Origin of the sequence: Salmonella sp. WC3 (assembly GCF_042932255.1) — a bacterium.
In the GTDB taxonomy this organism is placed as follows: Bacteria; Pseudomonadota; Gammaproteobacteria; order Enterobacterales; family Enterobacteriaceae; genus Salmonella; species Salmonella enterica.
Map to the genome: position 1 here is coordinate 731,391 of NZ_CP170629.1, position 25,027 is coordinate 756,417.

At 51.5% G+C, this 25,027-nt stretch carries 22 protein-coding genes and 3 pseudogenes; 18 read left to right on the forward strand and 7 right to left on the reverse strand.

Going from position 1 to position 25,027, the window contains the following annotated elements; genetic code table 11:
* Window positions 1–31 precede the first annotated feature (31 nt).
* On the reverse strand, window positions 32–226 hold the full coding sequence (locus ACFK9X_RS03445; RefSeq protein WP_061379907.1) for a hypothetical protein: 195 nt from the start codon (window positions 224–226) through the stop codon (window positions 32–34).
* A gap of 36 nt (window positions 227–262) precedes the next feature.
* Between ACFK9X_RS03445 and iolT2 the strand changes: the two are divergent.
* Window positions 263–1,699, forward strand: a pseudogene (iolT2, locus tag ACFK9X_RS03450) (myo-inositol import MFS transporter IolT2).
* A gap of 352 nt (window positions 1,700–2,051) precedes the next feature.
* Here the strand turns inward: iolT2 and iolB are convergent.
* The 3 genes and pseudogenes from iolB to ACFK9X_RS03465 form a co-directional block, all read right to left on the reverse strand.
* Window positions 2,052–2,861: a 5-deoxy-glucuronate isomerase gene (iolB, locus tag ACFK9X_RS03455; protein WP_151115532.1), complete on the reverse strand. Its 810-nt coding sequence runs from the start codon at window positions 2,859–2,861 to the stop codon at window positions 2,052–2,054.
* Between the two features lie 24 nt (window positions 2,862–2,885).
* Window positions 2,886–4,391, reverse strand: coding sequence for a malonate-semialdehyde dehydrogenase IolA (gene iolA, locus ACFK9X_RS03460; RefSeq protein WP_000450729.1), 1,506 nt, complete (start codon window positions 4,389–4,391; stop codon window positions 2,886–2,888).
* Window positions 4,392–4,406: 15 nt separating this feature from the next.
* Window positions 4,407–4,709 (reverse strand): annotated as a pseudogene (locus ACFK9X_RS03465) (hypothetical protein).
* A gap of 122 nt (window positions 4,710–4,831) precedes the next feature.
* On the opposite strand from ACFK9X_RS03465, the pseudogene reiD reads away from it, so the two are divergent.
* From reiD to iolI1, 5 genes and pseudogenes are all read left to right on the forward strand, one after another.
* A pseudogene (gene reiD, locus ACFK9X_RS03470) lies at window positions 4,832–5,263 on the forward strand (myo-inositol utilization transcriptional regulator ReiD); the annotation flags it as partial.
* 318 nt (window positions 5,264–5,581) lie between these two features.
* Window positions 5,582–6,502, forward strand: a complete 921-nt coding sequence (iolE, locus tag ACFK9X_RS03475; RefSeq protein WP_012601329.1) for a myo-inosose-2 dehydratase — start codon at window positions 5,582–5,584, stop codon at window positions 6,500–6,502.
* 18 nt (window positions 6,503–6,520) lie between these two features.
* On the forward strand, window positions 6,521–7,531 hold the full coding sequence (gene iolG1, locus ACFK9X_RS03480) for an inositol 2-dehydrogenase IolG1 (RefSeq protein WP_151115534.1): 1,011 nt from the start codon (window positions 6,521–6,523) through the stop codon (window positions 7,529–7,531).
* A gap of 96 nt (window positions 7,532–7,627) precedes the next feature.
* A complete protein-coding gene (gene srfJ / locus ACFK9X_RS03485) occupies window positions 7,628–8,971 on the forward strand; it encodes a lysosomal glucosyl ceramidase-like type III secretion effector SrfJ (protein WP_024156583.1) in 1,344 nt (447 codons plus the stop codon).
* Window positions 8,972–9,805: a 2-keto-myo-inositol isomerase IolI1 gene (gene iolI1 / locus ACFK9X_RS03490; RefSeq protein WP_000976927.1), complete on the forward strand. Its 834-nt coding sequence runs from the start codon at window positions 8,972–8,974 to the stop codon at window positions 9,803–9,805.
* On the opposite strand, the gene ACFK9X_RS03495 is transcribed toward iolI1, so the two are convergent.
* Window positions 9,802–10,968: an MFS transporter gene (locus ACFK9X_RS03495; protein WP_151115536.1), complete on the reverse strand. Its 1,167-nt coding sequence runs from the start codon at window positions 10,966–10,968 to the stop codon at window positions 9,802–9,804. The two genes, iolI1 and ACFK9X_RS03495, sit on opposite strands and share 4 nt — an antisense overlap.
* 60 nt (window positions 10,969–11,028) lie before the next feature.
* Window positions 11,029–12,966: a 5-dehydro-2-deoxygluconokinase gene (iolC, locus tag ACFK9X_RS03500; RefSeq protein WP_151115538.1), complete on the reverse strand. Its 1,938-nt coding sequence runs from the start codon at window positions 12,964–12,966 to the stop codon at window positions 11,029–11,031.
* A gap of 416 nt (window positions 12,967–13,382) precedes the next feature.
* Here iolC and iolD point away from each other — a divergent pair, with 416 nt between their 5' ends.
* From iolD to iolH, 5 genes are all read left to right on the forward strand, one after another.
* Window positions 13,383–15,323 carry a 3D-(3,5/4)-trihydroxycyclohexane-1,2-dione acylhydrolase (decyclizing) gene (gene iolD / locus ACFK9X_RS03505; RefSeq protein WP_151115540.1) on the forward strand — a complete coding sequence of 647 codons (1,941 nt, stop codon included), beginning with the start codon at window positions 13,383–13,385 and terminating at the stop codon, window positions 15,321–15,323.
* Window positions 15,324–15,503: 180 nt separating this feature from the next.
* Window positions 15,504–16,526 (forward strand): D-chiro-inositol-2-dehydrogenase IolG2, encoded by a 1,023-nt coding sequence (gene iolG2 / locus ACFK9X_RS03510; protein WP_079968819.1) that lies wholly within the window; start codon window positions 15,504–15,506, stop codon window positions 16,524–16,526.
* Window positions 16,527–16,598: 72 nt separating this feature from the next.
* Entirely contained in the window at window positions 16,599–17,825 is a 1,227-nt protein-coding gene (locus ACFK9X_RS03515) for an MFS transporter (RefSeq protein WP_000661780.1), read from the forward strand.
* Window positions 17,826–17,985: 160 nt separating this feature from the next.
* Window positions 17,986–18,801 carry a 2-keto-myo-inositol isomerase IolI2 gene (gene iolI2, locus ACFK9X_RS03520; protein ID WP_001019386.1) on the forward strand — a complete coding sequence of 272 codons (816 nt, stop codon included), beginning with the start codon at window positions 17,986–17,988 and terminating at the stop codon, window positions 18,799–18,801.
* A gap of 52 nt (window positions 18,802–18,853) precedes the next feature.
* Entirely contained in the window at window positions 18,854–19,738 is an 885-nt protein-coding gene (gene iolH / locus ACFK9X_RS03525) for a sugar phosphate isomerase/epimerase IolH (RefSeq protein ID WP_000683955.1), read from the forward strand.
* Window positions 19,739–19,793: 55 nt separating this feature from the next.
* Here the strand turns inward: iolH and yjgA are convergent, their stop codons facing one another.
* On the reverse strand, window positions 19,794–20,345 hold the full coding sequence (gene yjgA / locus ACFK9X_RS03530) for a ribosome biogenesis factor YjgA (protein ID WP_000166287.1): 552 nt from the start codon (window positions 20,343–20,345) through the stop codon (window positions 19,794–19,796).
* A gap of 94 nt (window positions 20,346–20,439) precedes the next feature.
* On the opposite strand from yjgA, the gene pmbA reads away from it, so the two are divergent.
* The 7 genes from pmbA (at window position 20,440) to ACFK9X_RS03565 (ending at window position 25,023) form a co-directional block, all read left to right on the forward strand.
* Window positions 20,440–21,792, forward strand: coding sequence for a metalloprotease PmbA (gene pmbA, locus ACFK9X_RS03535; RefSeq protein ID WP_000852994.1), 1,353 nt, complete (start codon window positions 20,440–20,442; stop codon window positions 21,790–21,792).
* Between the two features lie 98 nt (window positions 21,793–21,890).
* Entirely contained in the window at window positions 21,891–22,277 is a 387-nt protein-coding gene (gene cybC / locus ACFK9X_RS03540; protein WP_001232231.1) for a cytochrome b562, read from the forward strand.
* A gap of 277 nt (window positions 22,278–22,554) precedes the next feature.
* Entirely contained in the window at window positions 22,555–22,893 is a 339-nt protein-coding gene (locus tag ACFK9X_RS03545; RefSeq protein ID WP_001255103.1) for a glycine dehydrogenase, read from the forward strand.
* Between the two features lie 10 nt (window positions 22,894–22,903).
* On the forward strand, window positions 22,904–23,266 hold the full coding sequence (locus ACFK9X_RS03550; RefSeq protein WP_151115542.1) for an SFCGS family glycine-rich protein: 363 nt from the start codon (window positions 22,904–22,906) through the stop codon (window positions 23,264–23,266).
* Window positions 23,266–23,568: a DUF4312 family protein gene (locus tag ACFK9X_RS03555; protein WP_000975187.1), complete on the forward strand. Its 303-nt coding sequence runs from the start codon at window positions 23,266–23,268 to the stop codon at window positions 23,566–23,568. Before ACFK9X_RS03550 ends, ACFK9X_RS03555 begins: the two co-directional genes overlap by 1 nt.
* Before the next feature lie 22 nt (window positions 23,569–23,590).
* Window positions 23,591–24,367 (forward strand): DUF4311 domain-containing protein, encoded by a 777-nt coding sequence (locus ACFK9X_RS03560; protein ID WP_151115544.1) that lies wholly within the window; start codon window positions 23,591–23,593, stop codon window positions 24,365–24,367.
* A gap of 11 nt (window positions 24,368–24,378) precedes the next feature.
* Window positions 24,379–25,023: a DUF4310 family protein gene (locus tag ACFK9X_RS03565; RefSeq protein ID WP_151115546.1), complete on the forward strand. Its 645-nt coding sequence runs from the start codon at window positions 24,379–24,381 to the stop codon at window positions 25,021–25,023.
* Window positions 25,024–25,027: the final 4 nt, after the last annotated feature.

Sequence of the window (25,027 nt, forward strand, 5' to 3'; positions counted from 1 at the left end):
TCGAATTTCATAATCCTGGCGTTTTTTATCGTTAAGATGCTGCGTTTTGCGCAGTGTCATCCCCTATCTTGATGAATTTACTTGATTTTATTGCTTTTGTGACAGTGCCTGAACTCAATTTGTCAGGGGCCGTACTTTTTGTTCTTTCCTGGAATATCTCCATTTCGTGATCTTTTGCATGGAATTTTTCTTCTAATGAATGCAAAAATAAAATGAAAAATTTCATTGGTGTGTTGTTTCCTCAACAGGCAAGGGAGGGATTATGTCTCAGAGAAGTAAGTACAATTCGGCCTATGTGTACGTCCTGTGTTGTATTGCGGCGCTGGCTGGATTGATGTTTGGTTATTCAACGGCGGTGATTACCGGGGTGGTATTGCCTTTACAGCAGTATTACCAACTGACGCCAACCGAGACCGGATGGGCCGTTTCCAGTATCGTGATTGGTTGTATCATCGGCGCGCTGGTCGGTGGAAAAATTGCCGATAAACTGGGGCGTAAACCTGCGCTTCTGATCATTGCGATCATTTTTATCGCTTCTTCCTTAGGGGCGGCGATGAGTGAATCGTTCATGATCTTCTCCCTTTCCCGCATTGTGTGTGGTTTTGCGGTTGGGATGGCCGGAACGGCATCCACCATGTATATGTCTGAACTGGCGCCTGCTGAAATTCGCGGCAAAGCGCTGGGCATTTACAATATCTCCGTGGTATCTGGCCAGGTTATCGTGTTTATAGTCAACTATCTGATAGCAAAAGGAATGCCTGCTGATGTGCTGGTTTCCCAGGGCTGGAAGACTATGCTTTTTGCCCAAGTGGTACCCTCCATTGCGATGTTAGCGATTACGCTTTTCCTACCCGAATCACCGGCATGGTGCGCCCGTAACAACCGCAGCGAAGCTCGTTCGATAAAGGTGCTTACCCGGATCTACAGTGGATTAACGGCCACAGATGTGGCCGCTATTTTTGACAGCATGAAAGAAACCGTACGTCCACAGGACAACGTCGCCGGGGGAGAACGCACCAACCTGAAAAGCTCGCCGGTGCTCCGCTATATTCTGTTGGTTGGATGCTGTATCGCCGTTTTGCAACAGTTCACAGGCGTTAACGTAATGAACTATTATGCGCCGCTGGTGTTGCAGAACAGCAGTACCGAAGTGGTTATGTTCCAGACCATTTTTATCGCGGTATGTAATGTGGTGGGCAGTTTTATCGGCATGATCCTGTTCGACCGCTATGGCCGTATACCGATTATGAAAATTGGTACCATCGGCTCAATTGTCGGCCTGTTGATCGCGTCATACGGTTTGTACACCCACGATACAGGCTACATTACCATCTTTGGCATCCTGTTTTTTATGCTGCTGTTTGCCGTCAGCTGGAGCGTTGGCGCATGAGTACTGATTTCTGAGGTTTTCCCTGAAAAGATAAAAGGTTTTGGGATGGGGCTGGCGGTGAGCCTGATGTGGATAGCCAACTTCCTCATCTCACTGTTGTTCCCGGTCATAAATGATAACGCCTGGCTGCAGGAGACCTTCGGCGGCGCTTTCTCGATGTGGATTTTTGTCGTCTTTAATTTGGTCTGCTATGTCTTTATTTCTCGTTATGTGCCGGAAACAAAAGGGGTGCCGCTAACAGAAATTGAACGGCTGGCCGAGAACAAGCTGCGTGAAATTCAGGGGAAACGTCGCGATGTAATAGCCTGATACCTCTCCAATATTAGCGGAGAATATCCAGAGATATTCTCCGCTGGTTACACAACCTTTACTCCCTCCAGCGAGTGCGCACAGGATATACCCTGTTGAAACCTCCCCAGTGTTTACCACCTCTACGTAACTACTTGATCCATAATAATATCGGCAAATAGGGTAAGTCTTCTTCTGCATCATTATTTTATTGCGTATTCCTGGTGGAGGCCGTGCCGTAAATACGCTATATACAAAACAGGGAAATAATTTAAGAGAAGGCGGATAGCGATCTTATGAGCGTGTGTGGCGCAGAGTTGAATAAAAAAGCCAGCCGCAGAGGACGGCTGGCAAAGTACCACTCAACGAAGTGTTATCGCGGGTAGTCTGGTGAGTTAATCCACGCGTGGTTCTCTTCCCAGGTGAAACGCCATTTTCGTAGCGGGCCGGCCATCACGTTCAGATAGTAGTTATCGTAACCCGCGATGGTGGCAACCGGGTGGTAGCCTTTAGGTACTTTCACTACATCCCGGTTATAGACCGCCATACATTCATCCAGGCTGCGATCGTCGGTGTAGACGCGCTGTAAGCAGAATCCCTGAGGTGGATTGAAACGGTGATAGTACGTCTCTTCCAGATAGGTCTCCTGGCCTTCAACTGCCGTATCGTGCTTGTGCGCGGGCCAGGAGCTGGTATCGCCTTCATTAGTGTACACTTCAACGACTAGCAGGCTGTCGGCGAGCTGGCTATCAGGAAGGATGTTATGCACCAGGCGCTGATTGCGCCCTTTTCCCCGATGCTCTACCCCGACCTCTTGTGGCGAGATCAGACGTACCGGAAGCTCTCCGAATCCCGGCGCGCTGCATACGGCCAGCTCAAGGTCGGTTTCGGCTGTCACTTTCGCCTCCGTATGATGGGGGAGGTAAACCGAATAAGCCGGAATGCGTTCAAACGGACTCATGCGCTGACCAATCCGATAGAAAAAACTGTCGGCGGCCTTAACGCTGGCCAGCCCGGCAACCAGCACCAGACAGCGTTCACGCTCATCGGACGGCAGGGTTATCGACTCTCCAGCCTTCAACTGCCAGACATCAAAATCGACATACTCCCAGCCTGCATTTTGAGGGGAAATGTGTTGGATATTTCCCGACTCAGAGGTACAGGTACTCAGCAAGTTGGCCATAATCTTCTCCTTCCTGAAAGCGTATTAACCGAGAGTCGGCATACTGAACTCCGATACGATCTGCTGTCCGTTCGGCCAACGCGAGGTAACGGTTTTCATCCGGGTATAGAAGCGCACGCCATCCGGCCCATGGACGTTCAGGGCGCCAAACACCGAGCGCTTCCAGCCGCCAAAAGAGTGAAATGCCATCGGAACCGGAACTGGAATATTAATACCGACCATCCCGGCTTCAACCGACTGGGCGAATTCGCGCGCATAGTGACCGTTGGTGGTGAAAATCACGCTGCCGTTGCCGAATTCATGGGAGTTTACCGTGCTAATGGCGGTGGCATAATCCGGGACGCGCACAATTCCGAGAACCGGGCCAAAAATTTCTTCACGCCAGATGGTCATCTCAGGCGTGACGTTATCAAACAGAGTGCCGCCGACATAAAAGCCTTCAGGATATCCCGCCACGCTATAGTTGCGGCCATCCATGACCAGAGTTGCTCCCTCGCTAACCCCTTTGTCGATGTAACCCAACACTTTCTGTTGGTGAGCACGTGAAACAACCGGGCCCATTTCATTTTCATCTTTGCCGCGCAGCTCTCCCGGGCCGATACGTAGCGCCGCAATCAGCGGTTTCAGGCGTTCGATCAGACGGTCCGCCGTTTCATCGCCCACCGCGACCACTACCGGCAGCGCCATACAGCGTTCGCCCGCGGAACCAAATGCTCCGCCCATAATGGCGTTGACGGTGGCGTCCAGGTCTGCATCCGGCATGACGATTGCGTGATTTTTGGCGGCCCCGAAGGCCTGTACGCGTTTGCCATGGGCGCTGGCGGTGGTATAGATATGTTCCGCGACGGCGGAGGAACCGACAAAGCTGACGGCCTGTACACGAGGGTCGCTGGTCAACAGGCTAGCCGCCTCATTGCCACAGTGAACAACGTTAAACACGCCGTCCGGCAGGCCAGCCTCCTGCAGAAGCTGCGCCATACGTAACGATGCGGACGGCACCAGTGCGGGCGGCTTCAGGACGAAGGTATTGCCGCAAGCCAGAGCAACCGGGAACATCCACATAGGCACCATTGCCGGGAAGTTAAACGGTGTGATGCCTGCCACAACCCCAAGCGGCTGCATTAATGAAAAGCTGTCAACGCCTGAGCCGACGTTAAAGGAGTACTCTCCTTTGCTGAGGTGCGGGATCCCGCAGGCAAATTCGACAACCTCTATGCCGCGCGTCAGCTCGCCAAGCGCATCTGACCAGACCTTGCCATGCTCGCTGACGATCAGCGCCGCCAGTTCGTCCCGATGCTTTTCCAGTAATACTTTGAATTCAAAAAGGATACGTGCCCGGCGTAGCGGAGTCATTTTACTCCATGCCGGAAAAGCCTCATGTGCGCTTTGAATTGCCGCCAGCATCTCCTCTCGGGTGCTCTGGGTGACCTGACGAATTACTTTACCGGTGGCCGGATTAGTCACCGGTAGCGTCTCGCCGCTGCTGCTCAGTGTCGTTTTACCATGAATAAAATTGCCGACTGTTTCCATCTCTTTTTTATCCTCTTAAACCGATGTTGACGACGTTCTGACTGAGCGGTCACAGGAAAGCCTGGTTATCTTCAGCCTAAAACGCATACCGTATTCAATGTAAATTTTAGGATTAAAAATTTCAAATTTATTTTTATGAAATTTTATTTTGAAAATTTGACGACTGGTTTTTATACGAGGTTATGTGCAGTAAGAAATCAAAAATCTAATTAACTTATTAATTTTTATTGTTTTTATTTATTGTGGTATCAATGGTTGTCTGTTGTGACGAGGAAAGATTTGGAAAAAATTATGATCTATATAGCATTTTTGTTTCATTTGGTGTGGTATAAAAATTCAAATTTCAGGGGTGTTTCGGCACCACAGTTTCGGATATTGGAGGGTAAATCATGCGCTTGTGCTTCTGTCCTTCAGAACGAGAGAATAAGGCTCAGCCCCAGTTGGCGTATGTGAGTCAGGTCAGTGAGAGCAATGGTCCGTTTGTCCGGTTCATGCATATGCACCCACAGACCGTTGAACTGATTCTTATCACCGAAGGAGACGGGGAGTATTTCATTGGCGATCGCATCTACCCGGTTCGTAAAGGCGACCTGGTCATTTATAACAGCCAGGTGGTGCATGATGAGTATCTGGAAAGCGGGCGGCCAATTGGCACTATTTGTTGTGGGATTAACAATATTTCGTGTCCGGGTCTACGTGAGAATGCGCTAATACCGGATGATATTGTGCCGGTTATTCCACTGTATCACCATTATGCGACGGTGGAAAAACTGATGAGCTCCGTGTTTACCGTTATTAATCAGCATGCGGTAGAAGGGCCAGCAATGGCGCAGCTATTGACCCAGGTAGTACTCAAATACATTGAGGGAAATCGCCCGGTCAATATCGCAAGGACTATCGTAAAGCTAATTATTTATTATTTGAATATTAATGCTTGCTAAAATTTAATCGTCATGAGAATGGTCGCAATACTGCGGCCATTTTTTATTTGTCGGTATATTTTATGCGTTTATCTATAGCGCGAAAAGTCTGGCAATATCATTAAAGAGTGATGATTTTTTTGTGATACCTGACGCATTTATCCCACTTCTTCAACCAGGATAGATAAAGTTTTTCAGGCTACAAAAAGTAATATGTTGTCCATCAAAGGTTAATTTGCATCGCGGTATGCAGTAAAAGCGTTTCATTAAGTGGGAGCCAGCAACATGTACAATGTAAAAAAGAGCATTAAGTTGGGGATTGCGCCTATCGGTTGGCGCAATGATGATATTCCTGAGATTGGTAAAGAAAATACATATAAACAAATACTTAGTGATGCCGCGCTCACCGGTTTTTCCGGGACGGAAGTTGGCGGTTGTTATCCGCAGGATCCTGCTGAGTTAAATAAAGAGTTAATGCTTCGCGGACTGGAAATACCAGGCCAGTGGTTTTCTTCCTTTATTATTCGCGATGGTATTGCATCTGCGATGAATGCTTTTGAACAGCATTGTGCTTATTTGCAGGCAATACATGCATATGTCGCCGTTGTTTCTGAACAAACTTATAGTATTCAAGGCATTATCGATAAGTGCGTTTATACAGAGAAGCCTAACTTCAGCGACAGCGAATGGCAGCTTTTATGCGAAGGACTTAATGCGCTTGGGAAAATTGCCAATGCGCACGGGCTGAAGCTCGCTTTCCATCATCATATGGGTACCGGTGTGCAGACTCTGCCGGAAGTGGATCGACTCATGGAGAATACCGATCCGCAATTTGTACATCTGCTGTTTGATACCGGGCATATATATGTTTCTGACGGCGATGTCATGCCGCTACTGAGTAAACATTTTGATCGTATTAAACACGTTCATTTTAAAGATGTGCGTAATGAAAAACTCAAAGCATGTCGCCTCGCGAAGAAATCATTCCTCAATTCTTTCCTTGATGGTGTGTTTACCGTCCCCGGCGATGGAAATATTGATTTTAAATCCGTATTAGCTTATCTGGTCGGGCATCAATATTCTGGCTGGATTGTTGTTGAGGCCGAGCAGGATCCTAAGAAATATAACCCATTGGAATATGCGCAAAAAGGTAAAAAGCATATTGATGAGTTACTGAAAAATTATCTTTAATTGAAAAGGAAACAGAAAATGACTTTAAAAGCAGGTATTGTAGGTATCGGCATGATCGGCTCCGATCACTTAAGACGTCTGGCCAACACCGTGTCGGGTGTAGAGGTTGTTGCCGTATGTGATATCGTCGCGGGTAGGGCGCAGGCGGCGCTGGATAAGTATGCGATCGAAGCCAAAGATTATAATGACTATCACGATCTGATTAATGATAAAGACGTTGAAGTGGTCATCATTACCGCATCAAATGAGGCGCATGCCGATGTGGCCGTTGCCGCGCTAAATGCTAACAAATATGTTTTCTGCGAAAAACCGTTAGCGGTGACGGCTGCGGATTGTCAGCGTGTGATTGAAGCAGAGCAGAAAAATGGTAAGCGCATGGTGCAGATTGGTTTTATGCGCCGCTACGACAAAGGTTACGTTCAGCTGAAAAATATTATCGACAGCGGCGAAATCGGTCAGCCATTAATGGTTCATGGACGTCATTACAATGCCAGCACGGTGCCAGAATACAAAACGCCACAGGCTATTTATGAAACATTGATTCATGAAATTGACGTTATGTACTGGCTGCTTAACGAAGATTATAAAACCGTTAAGGTTTACTTCCCGCGTCAGTCCAGCCTGGTGACCACTCTGCGTGATCCGCAGCTGGTTGTAATGGAAACCACCTCCGGCATCAATATTGTGGTTGAAGTGTTTGTGAACTGCCAGTATGGCTACGACATTCACTGCGATGTTACCGGCGAGAAAGGAATGGCGGAGCTGCCAACCGTCGCCAGCGCCGCGGTACGGAAAGCGGCGAAGTATAGCACCGACATCCTGGTTGACTGGAAACAGCGCTTTATTGATGCCTACGACATTGAGTTCCAGGATTTCTTCGATCGTCTGAACGCAGGATTGCCGCCGGCAGGCCCAACGTCATGGGATGGTTATCTGGCTGCGGTTACCGCTGATGCCTGCGTGAAGTCTCAGGAAACAGGGAATACCGAGATTGTTGAATTACCCTCAAAACCTGATTTCTACAAATAAACCTTCCGCGTATTAAAACTCCTGCCGGATAGCGATGCTTAAGCGTCCTATCCGGCATATCACAATTTATTATCTTCTTTTATCCGGAACTTCCCTATGAAAGGCAGACTCATCTCTTCCGATCCGTATCGTCAGCAATTCCTTGTTGAGCGTGCGGTCTCTTTTTCGCATCGTCAGCGTGATTGCAGTGAATTAATCAGCGTCTTACCGCGCCACACGTTACAGCAGATTGACGGATTCGGCGGCAGCTTTACCGAAGGTGCGGGCGTGGTATTCAACAGCATGAGCGAAAAGACGAAGGCGCAATTTCTTTCCCTTTATTTTTCTGCTCAGGAACATAATTACACTCTGGCGCGGATGCCAATTCAGAGCTGTGATTTTTCCCTGGGCAATTACGCGTATGTCGATTCCAGCGCTGACCTGCAGCAGGGACGGCTCTCCTTTTCCCGCGATGAAGCGCATTTAATACCGCTGATTTCCGGGGCGTTGCGGTTAAATCCACAAATGAAGCTGATGGCTTCGCCGTGGAGTCCGCCGGCGTTTATGAAAACTAATAACGATATGAACGGTGGCGGCAAGCTGCGGCGCGAATGCTACGCCGACTGGGCCGATATCATTATCAACTACCTGCTGGAATACCGCCGCCACGGCATTAATGTGCAGGCGCTCTCCGTGCAGAATGAGCCGGTGGCGGTAAAAACCTGGGACTCCTGTCTGTATAGCGTGGAAGAGGAGACAGCCTTTGCCGTGCAGTATCTGCGTCCGCGCCTCGCCCGGCAGGGTATGGATGAGATGGAGATCTATATCTGGGATCACGATAAAGATGGCCTGGTGGACTGGGCTGAACTCGCCTTTGCTGACGAAGCTAATTATAAGGGAATTAACGGGCTGGCATTCCACTGGTATACCGGCGACCATTTTTCGCAAATACAGTATCTGGCCCAGTGCCTGCCGGATAAAAAACTCCTGTTTTCCGAAGGCTGTGTGCCAATGGAGAGCGATGCCGGTAGCCAGATTCGCCACTGGCATACCTATCTCCATGACATGATTGGTAATTTCAAATCGGGTTGTAGCGGGTTTATCGACTGGAATCTGCTGCTGAACAGTGAGGGCGGGCCGAATCATCAGGGTAATCTGTGTGAAGCGCCCATTCAATACGATGCGCAAAACGACGTGCTGCGGCGTAACCACTCCTGGTATGGTATTGGCCACTTCTGCCGCTATGTGCGTCCGGGGGCGAGGGTCATGCTTTCTTCAAGTTACGATAATCTTCTGGAAGAGGTGGGATTTGTGAATCCTGACGGCGAGCGTGTGCTGGTGGTGTATAACCGCGATGTCCAGGAAAGGCGTTGCCGGGTGCTGGATGGCGATAAAGAGATCGCGTTAACGCTGCCGCCGTCAGGCGCCAGTACGTTGCTATGGCGGCAGGAGTCGATCTGAATGATGAAGCTGGGATTTAATGAAGCGACCTGTATGCGAAACTCCACGCTGGCACAGGATGTTGTGTTGGCGGAACGTTTTGGCTATGACTACATCGAAATCCGTCTGGATATGTTGCAGGAGTGGTTACAGAAACATACGTTAAGCGAGCTGGCAGACATTTTTGCCGTCGGCCACCTTAAGCCCTGGGGCTACAATTCGCTGGAAGACATTACGTTTTGTGATAGCGAAAGCTGGGCGGAGAAACGGCGGCAGTTGGCTTTCGCCTGCCATGCTGGCTCAGTGGTGGGGGGTGATTGTCTGGTTGTGGTGCCCACCATTCGTCAGGGGGGAAATTTTCCGCCAGGGGAAACGGTGAAAGATTCAGTGAAGCGTCTGCGCGAGATGGCGGCAGTGGCGGAAGAAAGCCAGATGCGGCTGGCCTTTGAGCCGATCGGTTCCGCAGGATGCTGTGTGCGCAGTCTTGCCATGGCGATGGAGATCGTAGATGCGGTCGATCGCAGTAACGTCGGGCTGGTCGTCGATGCCTTTAATCTTTACCTGCACGATCAATGGCGGGATCTGACCACGCTTCGCCAGATCCCTGTGGAAAAGATCTTCGTTTACCATATTGATGACGCCGATAATCTGCCGCTGGCAACGCTGGAGCATTGCCATCGTCTGTTTCCTGGCAACGGCGTGATCCCACTGCATGAGATCACGCATGAGCTAGTGCAGAAGGGCTATGAGGGGATCTGTTCGCTGGAACTGTTTAACCCTGGCTACTGGCAGATGGCGGCCAGCGAAGTCTTTGCGATAGGGGCGGAAAAGACTCGCCCCTTCTTAACAGCTTAATGTTGCCGCAGCAGGAGATGGACAACCGCCGCGCCCAGCAGCGCGCAGGCCGCGGCCAGAAGAAAGACCTGCTGATAGCCGATAAACGGCGTCAGCAGGCCCGCTATTGGTCCGGTAAATCCGTAGGCCAGATCCTGAAACGCTGACCAGACGCCGAGGGCCGTACCACGAATCTCCGGTGGCACTCTGCGCACAACCTCTACGCCCAGCGATGGGAACATCAGCGAACAGCCGCAGCCGGTAATCGCCGCGCCAATCAGCGCAGCGCCTGCTGACGGGGCGGCCCACATTACCGCCAGTCCGGTCCCCTCTACCAGTAGTGAAAAGGTTGCGACCGTGGCGCCGCCGTAACGGTCGGGAAATTTGGCGCAGAAAAAACGGACAGCGATAAACGCAATGCCAAACAGCGTCATCGCAAAACCGGTGTTATCCCAGTGACGCTCGTTGAACCAGAGGGCGGTAAACGCGCTTAGGGTGGCAAAACCAATGCCCTGGAGCACAAGCCCTGTTCCGGGCCGCCACACCAGGCCGACTACCCGTAGCACTGGCACGCGGGGACGGGCTGTTGGGATATTCCCCGGAATGCCATAGATGACTCCGCTGGCGATGATCGGCAACAGCACGACGAGGAGCGCCGGAAGCGCCAGGCCGGCCCTGGCGTAAAGCGACAGCCCCAGCGGCGCGCCGATAGCCAGCGCACCGTAGGTCGCCATGCCGTTCCAGGAAATAACCTGACCCGCGTGGGGCGAGCCCGCCAGCCACATCCCCCAGGTTAAATTACCGGTCAAAATGAAACTTTCACCGATGCCCAGCAGCACACGACCAACAATCAGTATGGCCCATGCGAGCAGCGGAACCGGGTGAGCGATTAGACTGACCAGCATCAGCAGACCTGATGCGGCGCAGTAGAACTGACCGGTGATAACCGTCCGACGTCCGCCTGACGTGTCGGCTTTTCGACCCGCGGCGCCCCGGGTAAGCAAAGTGGCGATAAACTGGCTGCCTACCGCGATACCGATCAACAGATCGCTCAGATGCAACTGCTGCTGAACGTACAGCGGCAGCATGACTAACGGGATGCCAATAGTCAGATAGTTGAGAAACATCGCGGCGCTGATGCGAAACAGCGTTATCGATGTGGAATGTTGTGTGAGAGCTGGCATGGAATCGTCCTTGAACACGCCCCTTGTCCGATGCAGACACGGGGCGTGATGAGGCAGGCATTAACGTGCCGGGCGGTATTCGCGCCAGTAGTCGATAAGCATGCGATATTTTTGTTTCACCGTTGCGATGAGCTGTTCATCGTTAAGCTGGCCGCCTAACCACTGGCGTGACGGTTCACCAAAGATGGTCCGGCCGACGGCGAAACCTTTCACCCAGGGCATATCCGCTGCTGCGGCGAATCCTGACTTCAACTCGCTTTCCGGTGCGTCCAGGCCAAGTATCAATATACCGCGACATTCAGGGTCATAATGCTCAATATGCTGGCTGATTTCTCGCCAACGATCAGGGCTTAACGGCGGCAGTTTCCACCAGTCCGGCAGGATCCCCAGTTGATAAAAACGTTCCACAATCTGAGGATAGTATTGCTCATTTTGGTCTGCCGCATCGCGCGGCAAGATGACTTCCAGCAGCAGATCGTGACCAGACTGGCAGCAGGAGTGGTAAACCTCGTCAATGAGCGCCTCTTGTTCAAGACGTACCGACTCTGCATCGAGTGGATGATAGAAGACCAGGCATTTCACGACGTGCTCTTGCGGCCAGCTGACAAGCTGAGAGCCAATATCGCCATGTTCCAGCTTCAGCGGATACGAACCGGGCATCTCAACCGGTCGGCCAATCCACCATCCCTGGCCGGTCACGTCGTTAAGCGCCTGCTGACCAAAGGTGGTATCGGCAAGGATGCCGCTATTATTCTGTAAACCGGCCTCAAGCGCCGCCTGACGCGCCCCTTCCAGCAGTAGCATCTTCAGGGGGGGGATCGCGGATTCACTGGCGCCGACTTCATTTGCGATATCCACCAGTTGCTTGCGATGGTCGAAGGCGAATACGCACAGCTCTGGCCAGTGCTGTTTACGGGTTGTGACCCGATGAAGGTGATTCAGCCGCGGGTCTTTGTCTGGCCGGGTGATGGATTGTTCACGCGCGAGGTAGTCGTCCAGCTCTTTTTTGGTTGGCATGGCGGGGGCACAACCGTGGCGCGATACTACTAACGCGCCGCAGGCGTTTGCATAACGGCAGGCTTGCTCCCAGCTTTCATCGTTCAGGTATCCCCGCAGCAGTCCTGACATAAAGGCATCGCCCGCGCCCAGCACGTTCAGAACGTCTACACGAACGCCGCTATGTATCTTCACCTGCGACCAGTCATCGGCGATGTTGCCTTCAAAGACTGAGCAGCCCAGCGCGCCGCGTTTGCACACCAGTACGGCCTGGGTCAACTGACGGACGCGCCGCAGGGCGGTCAGCGTGTCGGTACTGCCGCCGGCGATATGGAATTCTTCTTCGGTCCCAACGATCAGATCGAAATGGCGCAATACCTGCTGGAGCTGTTCGGTAACCTGTGATGAGGCGATGAAACGTGTTTCACCGTCTCCTAGCGACGTCAGGCCCCACAGTACGGGGCGGTAGTCGATATCCAGTGCCCGCCGCAGCCCGTGTTTTTGCGCATACTCCAGCGCTTTAAGAACGGCGGCGCGCGTATTGGGGTGAGAAAGATGGGTACCGGTGACGGCTAATGCGCGTGAAGAAGCGATGTAATCTTCGCGGATATCCTCAGGTGTTAGCGCCATGTCCGCGCAGTTATCGCGGTAGAAGATCAGAGGAAAGGTGTCCTGATCTTTAATGCCGAGGATCACCAGCGCGGTCAGACGATCGCGATCCGACAGCAGGCACTGCGTATCCACACCAACGCGGTTTAATTCTTCACGAACGAAACGTCCCATATGCTCATCGCCGACGCGGGCCAGCATAGCGGAACGTAATCCCTGAATGGCCGTGCCGTAGGCAACATTGCCTGACGATCCCCCTAAATATTTAGCGAAAGTCGTCATATCCTCCAGCCGCGACCCGATTTGTTGACCATACAAATCAACGGCGACTCGTCCCAGACAGATAACGTCCAGCGGCTTTTGCTCACTACTGACTGCTTTATTCATTGACATATCCCCTAACAGAAGACGGTGTTATTTTTGCCCATACTAAGGTTTGGTGATTTCATTTTAAATAAAAATGGAAATAATATTTTCATTTATTGTTTGAACAAGATCACAGAAATGGCATTTCCGGGCAACGCGTATGATCGTTTTTTGTTGTGTTTTTTTTGTTTTAATTGATTGATTATTAATATGTTATTTCCTTTAAAAGCACATGGAAGATAAATTTCATTTTCATGGAAAATACGCCTAAATGGCGAAATTTTTTAACCGTTTTTTGATCTCCTTCCCATAAATGAAATATAAATTCCATATAATGTGAGAACGGAAATTTTGATCCTATGATAAGTCTCTGTGTTTTTGGGCTGAAGCGATGCATAAGCAGGCAACGACAGCCGAACGGTTGATAAAAGCAGGTGGGGTACATGAAAACAATCAGGTTGACCATGGCGCAGGCTTTGGTGCGCTTTCTTGATAATCAGTACATCGACGTAGACGGCAGCGAAATCAAATTTGTAAAAGGGATTTTCGCCATTTTTGGCCACGGGAACGTCGTCGGATTGGGGCAAGCGCTGGAAGAGGACTGTGGCCAACTTAGCGTTCATCAAGGGCGTAACGAACAGGGAATGGCGCATATCGCGACGGAGTTTGCCCGCCAGATGCGTCGCCATCAGATTTATGCCTGCACCTCCTCAGTGGGGCCAGGGGCCGCCAATATGATCACCGCAGCGGCGACCGCGACGGCTAACCGTATTCCACTGCTTTTGCTGCCGGGCGATGTGTACGCATCGCGTCAACCCGACCCGGTTTTGCAACAGGTTGAACAAGAACACGATCTGACGCTGAGCACCAATGACGCTTTCCGTGCAGTTAGCCGCTACTGGGATCGCATTACGCGTCCGGAACAGCTAATGAGCGCCTGTATCAGCGCGATGCGGGTGTTAACCGATCCGGCGGATACGGGGGCCGTGACGCTTTGCCTGCCACAGGATGTGCAGGGTGAAGCCTGGGATTATCCGGATTATTTTTTCGCTCGCCGGGTCTATCGTCTTGAGCGTCACGCGCCGACGGAGCCGATGCTGAACGAGGCGGTTGCGCTGATTCGCCGCCACCAGCGGCCGCTGATCGTTTGCGGCGGGGGCGTGAAGTACTCGCAGGCTGAAGAGGCGCTGCTGAGATTTGCCGAACGCTGTCATCTGCCGATTGCTGAAACCCAGGCTGGCAAGGGAGCGCTCAGTTCTGCACACCCGCTGAACGTCGGCGGGATTGGCGAAACCGGTTCACTGGCGGCGAATCTGCTGGCGCAGGAGGCCGATCTGATTATCGGTGTAGGGACGCGCTATACCGATTTCACCACCTCCTCAAAGTGGATCTTCCAGAATCCCGACGTGCGCTACTTAAATATCAACGTTAGCCGCTTTGATGTCTTCAAGCTGGATGGCGTACAGATGCAGGGTGACGCTCGCGTCGCCCTGACGCAGCTTAGCGAACGGCTGGCCCAGGAGCATTATGCTTCGCAATGGGGTGAGACTATTCACCGCGTCCGCTCGCAATATATGGCGGAAGTTGAGCGCGTCTATGCTGTGGAATATAGCGGAGAGGGCTTCAAACCTGAAATTGAGGATCATATGGATACTCAAAAGGTGTTTGAAGAGTTTAATGAGATTACGCGGTCGTGGCTGACCCAGACGCGCGTGTTGGGTGTGCTTAACCGGATGTTGCCGGAAAACGCGCTGGTGGCGGCGGCGGCGGGCAGCCTGCCGGGCGACCTCCAGCGTGTCTGGCAAAGCCGCGGCGAGAATGATTACCACGTCGAGTACGGCTACTCCTGTATGGGCTACGAAGTCAATGCCGCATTGGGGGCCAAACTGGCGCAGCCGGAGCGCGAGGTGTACAGCTTCGTGGGCGACGGTTCGTTCATGATGCTGCACTCTGAGTTGGTCACTTCCGTCCAGATGGGGAAAAAGATTACCGTCATTTTGCTCGATAACATGACCAACGGCTGTATCAATAATCTGCAAATGGAACACGGTATGGACAGTTACTTCACCGAGTTTCGTTTCCATCAGCAGGAGAGCGGTCGTCAGGAAGGCGGGTTTATCCCGGTCGATTTCGCTCGCATCGCTGAAGGATATGGTTGTAAAAGCTATCGCGTCACCACCATTGAACAACTGCATGAAGCGTTGGAAGATGCTCGTAAACAGACCGTGAGCACGCTGATAGACATAAAAGTGCTTCCCAAAACGATGGTGCATAAGTACCTGAGCTGGTGGCGCGTTGGTGGGGCGCAGGTATCCCGTAGCGAACGTATCCAGGCGGTAGCGCGTATGCTTGAGGAACATATCGGACAGGCCCGGCAGTACTGATTAATTTGCCGTCGTTCAGGTTGCAGAAGTGTGGTTATTGTTCTGCAACCTGAACGATACAGCGTCAACGCATTGTTTGCTTTTCAGAACGGCAAAATAAAACGATCCGTTTTTCGCAGAACTACGGATGCTTTTCTTTTGCGGTTTTAAATTTACTATTCATGAGATTAAGAGGTACGAATGAAAAAGCTTCGATGTGGTGTTATTGGCCTCGGTCGGGTAGGTAAAATGCATGTTGAGAATATGTATTTACTGCCTCAATTAGATATTATCTGCGCCGCCGATTATTTTATTGAGGAGATGAGCGATTGGCTTTATTCGGTAAATATAACTTCAGGGTATAAAAATTATCAGGAACTTTTACAGCGTGATGATATAGAGGCAGTTTTTATTTTCACCTCAACGGATATGCACGAAGAGATCGTCACGGCGGCAGCGCAGGCGGGGAAGCACATTTTTTGTGAAAAACCGCTCAGCATGAATGAGGATGAGCAGGCCTCAATGGCGGTGCTGAGAAAAGTGAAAGAGAAGGGGGTGACGCTGCAGGTTGCCTTTAATCGCCGTTTTGATCCTCAGTTTCACGAGGTCTTTGAGCTGGTGCGCAGCGGCAAGATTGGTCGGCCCCAGATGATAAAAATCACCTCCCGCGATCCGGACCTGCTACCCCATGATCTGATCAAACGTATTGGCGGTCTGATTTTTGACTTCACCATGCATGACTTTGATATGGCTCGTTTTATGATGCAGGATGAAGTCAGCGAAGTCTATGTTAAGGGCAATACGCTGATTGATCCCAGCCTGAAAAATATTGATGATGTTGATACGCTTGCGGTGATACTGACTTTCAGAAACGGCGGCTACGCGCTCATTGATAACAGCCGTCGGGCGGTATATGGCTATGACCAACGGGTGGAGGTTTTTGGCTCAGAAGGGATGGCGTATGCGGATAACGTTAGTGAGTCGACGGTGAAAGTTTTCAACAGCCAGCACTGCATAATGAAAAATCCCCTTCCTGATTTCACGGTCCGTTATCGCGAAGCTTACCGAACGGAAATATTACACTTTATTGATTCAGTCCTGCATCATACGCCGGTTGTCTGTACCGGCGAAGACGCATTATTGGCCCAGCGTATCGCTATTGCCGCGCAGCAATCATTAAAAAGCGGGCTGCCGGTGAAAATAACAAGCGATATTTATCTTTAACTGCATCTATTAATAATGAATAAACTCTCGCACTGAAAAGTGTGAGAGCTTTTCTATACCGAGGGTAATAAAATGAAAGAAATGCAGGCAACGCTGCCCCAGACATTTTATATAAAACCAGGTAAGTTTATCTGGAGCTACCTGGGAACATTTTTATTTATGTTGGGCGGCTGTATTGAGAACAGCTGGTTATCTGCCTGGTTAAATACGCAGGGATTTGATCAGGCGCATATCGGGCAGATTTTTGCCGGGTATGGGATTGTGGTCGCGATCACCTCCTGGCTATCCGGCGTCTGTGTGGACGTTTTTGGTCCTAAAAAGGTGATGGTTACCGGTTTTATCGTCTATCTTCTGGCTTCCGTCGCGTTTCTGAACTTTGCGCTACCCAGCCATGATTTTGGCGCAATTCTCGTGACCTATATGCTGCGTGGCGTGGGGTATCCGCTGGTCTGTTACTCCTTCCTGGTACGCCTGACCATCCAGTTGGATAATCACCAGCAAGGGATCGGCACCTCGCTATTTTGGGTGGTCTATAACCTTGGTTTTACTATCATTGGGCCGGTGGTGGCGGCGTCGTTAATTCCTGCGTTGGGGCATATCAACGTGATGTGGGCCGGGATGGGCGTTGCGCTGCTGGGGGTTCTCTTCATGCTGGTGCTGGAACGCAATGAATTCATTCTGAAACCGCGAACGACGCCGGTCTTCAAAGAGTTATCTGCGGGTATCTCCATTATGTATGAACGGCCACGGATCGGTCTGGCGGTGATTGTCAAAACTATTAACGGTCTTGGCACCTATGGTTTTGTTGTCGTATTACCTCTGTTTCTGCTGGATAAGCACTTTACGCTTGAGGAATGGGCGAGTATTTGGGGGATTACCTTTATCTCTAACCAGGTCTTCAACATTATCTTTGGCTGGATGGGCGATAAAATTGGTTTTCGCCGAACCATCCAGATTTTTGGCAGCATCCTGACCGGTGTCGCTACGCTGATTGTTTACTGGGTGCCGATGATATGGGGGCATAACTATGTCGCCTTTATGCTGGCGATGTGTTTGTGGGGAGCCGGGCTGGCTGGCTTTGTGCCAATGACGCCGCTGGTGCCGATGATGGCGCCGGATAAGAAGGGGGCGGCGAACTCGGCCGTGAACTTTGGCTCCGGCCTGGGGAATTTCGTTGGGCCAGCGCTGGTCTCCGTTCTGGCAGGGTTCGGCACCGGCGTGGTGATGTATACTATGGCGGGGCTCTATTTATTCAGCGGCATCCTGGTGCAGTTTCTTAAAGTGCCTGGCGAGAAATAGCTTCAAATATTCTTCAAAAATCCCTTATAGCCTGTGATGTTCATCACTAAATTAAACCGGTTTTTATCAAGATTGATAAAGCCGGTTTTTTCACCCTACGTTAAATTGTACTAACGGATTACGGTTATTTACCCACTCATATACGTTCAGGGAGAAAATAATGAATATCGAAAAAACACGGTTTTGTATTAACCGGAAAATTGCACCGGGTCTAAGCATAGAAGCATTCTTTCGACTGGTTAAACGTCTTGAGTTTAATAAAGTGGAATTGCGTAATGATATGCCAAGCGGCAGCGTTACTGATGACTTGAATTATAATCAGGTGCGTAACCTGGCAGAAAAGTATGGACTTGAAATTGTCACAATTAATGCGGTCTATCCCTTTAACCAACTGACCGAGGAGGTAGTAAAAAAAACGGAAGGATTATTACGAGACGCACAGGGAGTCGGCGCGCGGGCATTAGTTCTTTGTCCGCTGAATGATGGAACGATTGTGCCGCCGGAGGTTACGGTTGAGGCAATAAAACGACTGAGCGATCTCTTTGCCCGGTATGATATTCAGGGGCTGGTTGAACCTTTGGGATTCCGCGTAAGTTCGCTGCGTTCTGCCGTCTGGGCTCAGCAACTGATCCGGGAAGCAGGTTCCCCCTTTAAGGTTTTGCTGGATACCTTCCATCATCATCTGTACGAAGAGGCCGAAAAGGAGTTTGCGTCGCGCATTGATATTTCTGCTATCGGGCTGGTGCATTTGTCCGGTGTGGAAGACACCCGACCAACGGAAGCATTGGCTGATGAGCAGCGTATTATGCTGAGTGAAAAGGATGTAATGCAGAATTACCAGCAGGTGCAGCGTCTGGAAAATATGGGATATCGCGGTATTTACGCTTTTGAACCTTTTTCTTCCCAGTTGGCTTCCTGGAGTGAGGCGGAAATAGAGGAACAAATTAATCGCAGCGTGTCATTGCTGTTGCAATGATACAGCTAATTTCCAGGTGACCGTTTTCAGTTTCCGCAGCGTGGTATTTACAATGAAAATTGCTTTTGATGTCGATGTTATTAAACATTTACCCATTACCCAAATGGTACGGCAGGTTTCCGAGTGGGGGTATAAATATATTGAGCAGTCGCCGCACCCGCGTATTAATCCGTTTTATAAACACCCTAAAGCTGGTCGCGACACCATGCAGGAATATAAACGCGCCTTGCAGAACTACGGCGTGGAAATCTCGTCATTTATTGTGGTTTATCGTTGGTCCGGCCCCGATGAAGAGCGTCGGCGCGCCGCGGTAACCAACTGGAAGCGGATGATTGAGATTGCCGTTGATATGGGCGTACAGGTGATTAATACCGAGCTTTCCGGGACGCCGGATGAGCCGGAGATTTGTGAAGAGATGTGGTATCGCTCCATGGAGGAACTGCTGCCGATCGTGGAACGAGAGGGAATTCGAATCGAAATTCAGTCTCACCCCTGGGATTTCTGCGAACTGAACGATGAGACGGTCGACATGGTGCAGTCTTTGCGTAGTGATAACGTGACCTATCTGTACAGTGCACCGCATGGCTTCTTTTACGATAAAGGGCAGGGCGACGTCGCAAGGATGCTGAACTATGCCGGGGCCGATCTTTCGCATGTTCTGCTGGCCGATACGCACAACCACACGCTTCCCTGCCGCTATATCATGAACCCGCCTGGCGTGAATGCGACGATTCATCAGCACATCGGGCTGGGAGAAGGTGAGGTTGATTTTGACGCGCTATTCCAGGCGCTGCGTGAAATGGATTTTGCAAACCGCACGTTTAAGGTGGGCGGTGAGGCAATTATCACCACGTCGCTGTTTGGTTATCCTGAAAAAATGAGTGTTCAGGCGGTGGAAACGCGCGAGCGGATCGAGCGGGAGTTACTCGGACGTTAAAAAAGGGTGGATTTGCCTGTACCGCGCCACAGGCTGGCGCGGTCATTTACGGCAATTACCCTTCGTTTTCCGCCAGCTCGCGCAGATACTGGAAAATCTGACGCGCTGATTTCGGCGGTTTGTTGCCTTCTTTCTCTTTCTTCGCATTGCGGATCAATGAACGAAGCTGTTGACGATCGGCGTGCGGCCACAGGGTCAGTACTTCGGCTACCGCGTCATCGCCTTCGACGATCAGACGATCGCGCAGATGCTCAAGCTTGTGAAACAGCACCACCTGCTGATTATGGCGGTTCTTCAGCTTGTCCAGCGCCTGGCGAATAGGTTCAACGTCGCGTTGGCGCAGCATTTTTCCGATAAGCTGCAACTGGCGGCGGCGTCCTTCCATTTTGATTCGCTGGGCCAGTTCAATGGCGTCGCGCAGATCGGCGTCCAGCGGGATCTTATCCAGCGCGTTTTTCCCCAGATCCACCAGTTCCGCGCCCAGGCGTTTTAATTCCTCGGCATCGCGTTTAATTTCACTTTTACTGACCCAGATAATTTCATCGTCTTCGTCTTCGATGTCATCACCGGGAACGTCGTCGAGCCAGTCTTCGGGCTGCTTTGTCATGTCAGGCTCCTTAAAAAAGAGGCTAATGTTACCAGTTAAGATGCGCACTGAAAAACGGTTCTCTGTTAGACTTCAGAGAAACTCTCTCTACATTATGGCATTTGCAATGAAAGTAATCTCACAAGTTGAAGCGCAGCGTAAGATTCTGGAAGAAGCAGTTTCGACAGCGCTGGAGTTAGCCTCAGGCAAATCGGATGGGGCGGAAGTCGCCGTCAGCAAGACCACCGGCATTAGCGTCAGCACCCGTTATGGTGAAGTAGAGAATGTCGAATTTAATAGCGACGGCGCGCTGGGCATTACGGTGTATCACCAGAACCGCAAAGGCAGCGCCTCTTCGACGGATTTAAGCCCGCAGGCGATTGCCCGTACCGTGCAGGCCGCGCTGGATATCGCGCGTTACACGTCGCCGGACCCGTGCGCAGGCGTGGCGGACAAAGAACTGCTGGCGTTTGACGCGCCGGATCTGGACTTGTTCCACCCGGCAGAGGTTACGCCAGACGAAGCCATTGAACTGGCCGCTCGTGCGGAACAGGCTTCTCTAAAGGCGGATAAACGCATCACCAATACCGAAGGCGGTAGTTTTAACAGCCATTACGGCATTAAAGTGTTCGGCAACAGCCACGGCATGTTGCAGGGATATTGCTCCACGCGCCATTCGCTCTCAAGCTGCGTCATCGCCGAAGAGAACGGCGATATGGAGCGTGATTACGCTTACACCATCGGTCGGGCAATGGCGGATCTGCAAGCGCCGGAATGGGTCGGGGCCGAGTGCGCGCGCCGCACCTTATCCCGCCTGTCGCCGCGCAAGCTCTCCACCATGAAAGCGCCGGTCATTTTCGCCAATGAAGTGGCGACAGGGCTATTTGGTCATCTGGTCGGGGCGATTGCCGGCGGCGCGGTCTACCGTAAATCCACTTTTCTGCTCGACTCGCTGGGCAAACAAATTCTGCCGGAATGGTTAACCATCGAAGAACACCCGCATCTGCTAAAAGGGCTGGCGTCTTCACCGTTCGACAGCGAAGGCGTGCGTACGGAGCGCCGGGACATTGTGAAGGATGGCGTACTGACGCAATGGTTGCTGACCAACTATTCCGCCCGCAAACTGGGGCTGAAAAGTACCGGTCATGCCGGCGGCATTCATAACTGGCGTATCGCCGGGCAGGGGCTGAACTTTGAGCAGTTGCTAAAAGAGATGGGCACCGGCCTGGTGGTGACGGAACTGATGGGCCAGGGCGTCAGCGGTATTACCGGCGACTACTCCCGCGGCGCTGCGGGATTCTGGGTTGAAAATGGTGAAATCCAGTACCCGGTAAGTGAAATTACCATTGCCGGTAATTTAAAAGAGATGTGGCGTAATATTGTCACCGTAGGCGATGATATTGAAACGCGCAGTAATATACAATGTGGTTCGGTATTGTTACCGGAGATGAAAATCGCCGGACAATAATACCCGTCATACTTCAGGCTGCAGGCGCGTTGGCTGCCTGCAACCCGAATTATTCAGGGTATTACACTTATCGTTAATAATAAAAAAGGAAGTGAGCAATGCGTAAAAGCCTGTTAGCTATTCTTGCTGTGTCATCGCTGGTATTCGGTTCGGCTGTTTTTGCTGCCGATCTTGAAGATAATATGGATATTCTCAATGATAACCTGAAAGTTGTTGAGAAAACGGATAGTGCCCCTGAACTGAAAGCGGCATTAACCAAAATGCGCGCGGCCGCGCTGGATGCCCAAAAAGCTACGCCGCCAAAGCTGGAAGATAAAGCGCCGGATAGCCCGGAAATGAAGGATTTTCGTCACGGTTTTGACATTCTGGTCGGCCAAATTGATGGCGCGCTGAAGCTGGCGAACGAAGGTAACGTTAAGGAAGCGAAAGCGGCGGCGGAAGCGCTAAAAACCACCCGCAATACGTATCATAAAAAGTATCGTTAATTTTTGTGGGATGGCGGCTTCGCTTTATCCGTAGGTCGCCATCCGGCAAACTGTAATACCCATCACACTTTCTCACTTTATACGACAACGTCATTGTTTCGCCATTTCCTCTTTATGCCGCGATAGATCTCACACTTTCCCGGCGATAATTCATTAATGCCGCCTTTTCTGTGGCGCAGATCACCTATCCCACTCGCGTTTCCACTTCGAGGTGGAAAATAACTCGCTACAAACTTTTAACCCTTGCCACTAGTTTTATCTCATTGCCATTAACGGGGTGAGACGCGTGGATAACGGAGCAGTAAAACACGATGCCGGTGAGCGAATTAACGAACTGGCTGAACAGGTGTTAACGCAGGTGGATGGCCTGCTGGGGCGACATCACATTGTCCCCAATGCGGTACAGACGCAAATGCTGACCTCGCACGTTCGCGCGATGGCGCACCGGTCAATTACCGGCGAGCCTTTACCGGAAGTCGATGCCAGCTTGTTTGATGAAATCTCAGCCGAATCAATGGCGCTCGCCCGCGAAATCGTGGCGGCGTTTGGCAACCTTCCTGACGAAGAAGCCTGGCTATTATCGGTACATTTTGAAGTCGCGAAAGACAACCTCTAAGGAGCAAAAAATGGAACAGATTACCGTCGTGATTGGCGATCGCCTGGGTAAAGGCCAGAAAGTGGCGGCAGGCGTGGAAAAAGCGGGCGGTCGCGCGGTCGTCGTACCGGGCGTCGCGGCAGACATGAAGCTGGGCGATGTGATGAAAGCGGAAAACGCCACTTTCGGCATTTCATTTTGCGGCAGCGGCGGCGTGGGCGCTATCACCGCGCAAAACAAGCATGGCTACAAAGCCAAATATGGAATGCGGTCAGTGGATGAAGGCGTCACCGCTATCAATGAAGGCTGCAACGTGTTGGGTTTCGGCTTTATGGATAAAGAAGAGCTCGGCGAGCGCCTGGTGCAGGCGTGGCAAAAGAAATACGGCGCCTGATGATGAAAGAGCAATTCACCACCACGGTGAGAGTAAAAGGCAAGGGCGACGCCAAAGCACGCGCCTTTGCCGATGCGCTGAACCATGTTCAGTCGGCGGTGATGAGAGAGTCGCCGTATATCTTACTGCGTATTGAGCCACAGGATGTGCGGATTGTTCAGGCGCATGAGTCGGTGCGTAAAGAGGCCTTTCTGTTTTTCTTTTTGCGCCGGGAACGACGCACTTACAGCGTGGAGCTGGATGTGACCGTCAACGTGACCGCCATCAATCTCGACAGGGTGGATTTCGTCGCGAAACGCTGATTTTTATTAAAAAGGCATAGTTATGTTCCTGATAATACTAATTAAATCGCTCATTATCGGTGCGCTGGTCGGCGTAGGGGGGGGCGCTGGGGCTGCACGCATGTTTCACGCGCCAACCACGCAGGGGATGGGCGCGTTCCGTACGTTGGGCGAACTCAACTCTTGTGAAGGCGACCCGGCATCTCACTTCTCCTTTGGGCTGGGTTTCTTCTTTAACGCCTGGGCCTCGTCTGTGGCGGCCGGATCGTTCACCCAGGATGTCGATCACCGCATCATCCCTAACTGGGGCGCGGCGGCGCTAATGATCAAAAACCGTAACGTCGGCGAGACGCTGCACGACCCGAAAAAAATGGCGATCGCCTGCGCCGTCATCGGCATGATCGTCGTGACGTTCCTTAACCTGACCGCCTCATCCGTGCCAGAAGCGCTACAGGTGATGGCGGTTAAGGTGCTGGTACCGGCGGCAAACCTGCTGGTCAACATCGTCATTCCTGTGATCTTCTGGTTAGCGGCGATCGACGCTGGTAAAAAATCGGGCTTCTGGGCCACCGTTTTCGGCGGCGCGGCGCAGCTCATCATGGGGAACGCCGTACCGGGGCTGGTACTGGGTATTTTGATCGGTAAAGGCGTAGAAGAGAGCGGCTGGAACCATGTCACCAAAGTGATGATGGTCGCCATCGTTTTGCTGTTTGTGTTGAGCGGCTTCTTCCGCGGCTTCGACATGAAAATGATCGAGTCTTTCAACATGACGGTACCGAACTGGCTTGAACTGATCCACAACTCGCTCAGCGGCAAATAACGGAGGCCACAATGGAAGAGAATAAAGGTTTTTGGTATGCCGACTGGTTGTTCCCGATCTTTGTTGGCCTGCTCTCCTCCGGCGTTTTCGCCGGGACGCATATGTACTATCTGTACGGCATCGGCGCATTTAACGAAGTCGCTTTTGTGGCGATGTTGAAAGCGGGGATGGATACCGGCGTCTACGGCGCGGTCGCCGCTTTCGGCGCCAGCTTTTTATTTGCCCGCATTATCGAAGGTTCGCTGGTCGGAATTCTGGATATCGGCGGGGCAATTCAGACCGGCGTGGGCTTAGGGGTTCCGGCGTTACTGCTGGGGGCTGGCTTTGTCTTCCCGGTGGCGAACTTTATCGCTTCGCTGATAACCGGTCTGGTGATTGGTCTGGCGATTGGCTACATCATTATTCTGGCGCGTAAGTTCACCATTAATCAGAGCGACTCCACGTACGGGGCGGACGTCATGATGGGGGCCGGTAACACTTCAGGCCGTTTTCTGGGGCCGTTGATTATCCTCAGCGCCATGACGGCATCGATTCCTATTGGTCTGGGCTCTCTGGTGGGCGCGCTGCTGTTTTATATCTGGCAGAAGCCGATTACTGGCGGCGCGATTTTAGGCGCGATGATCCTCGGTTCCATCTTCCCGGTTGCGATTAGCTAACTGT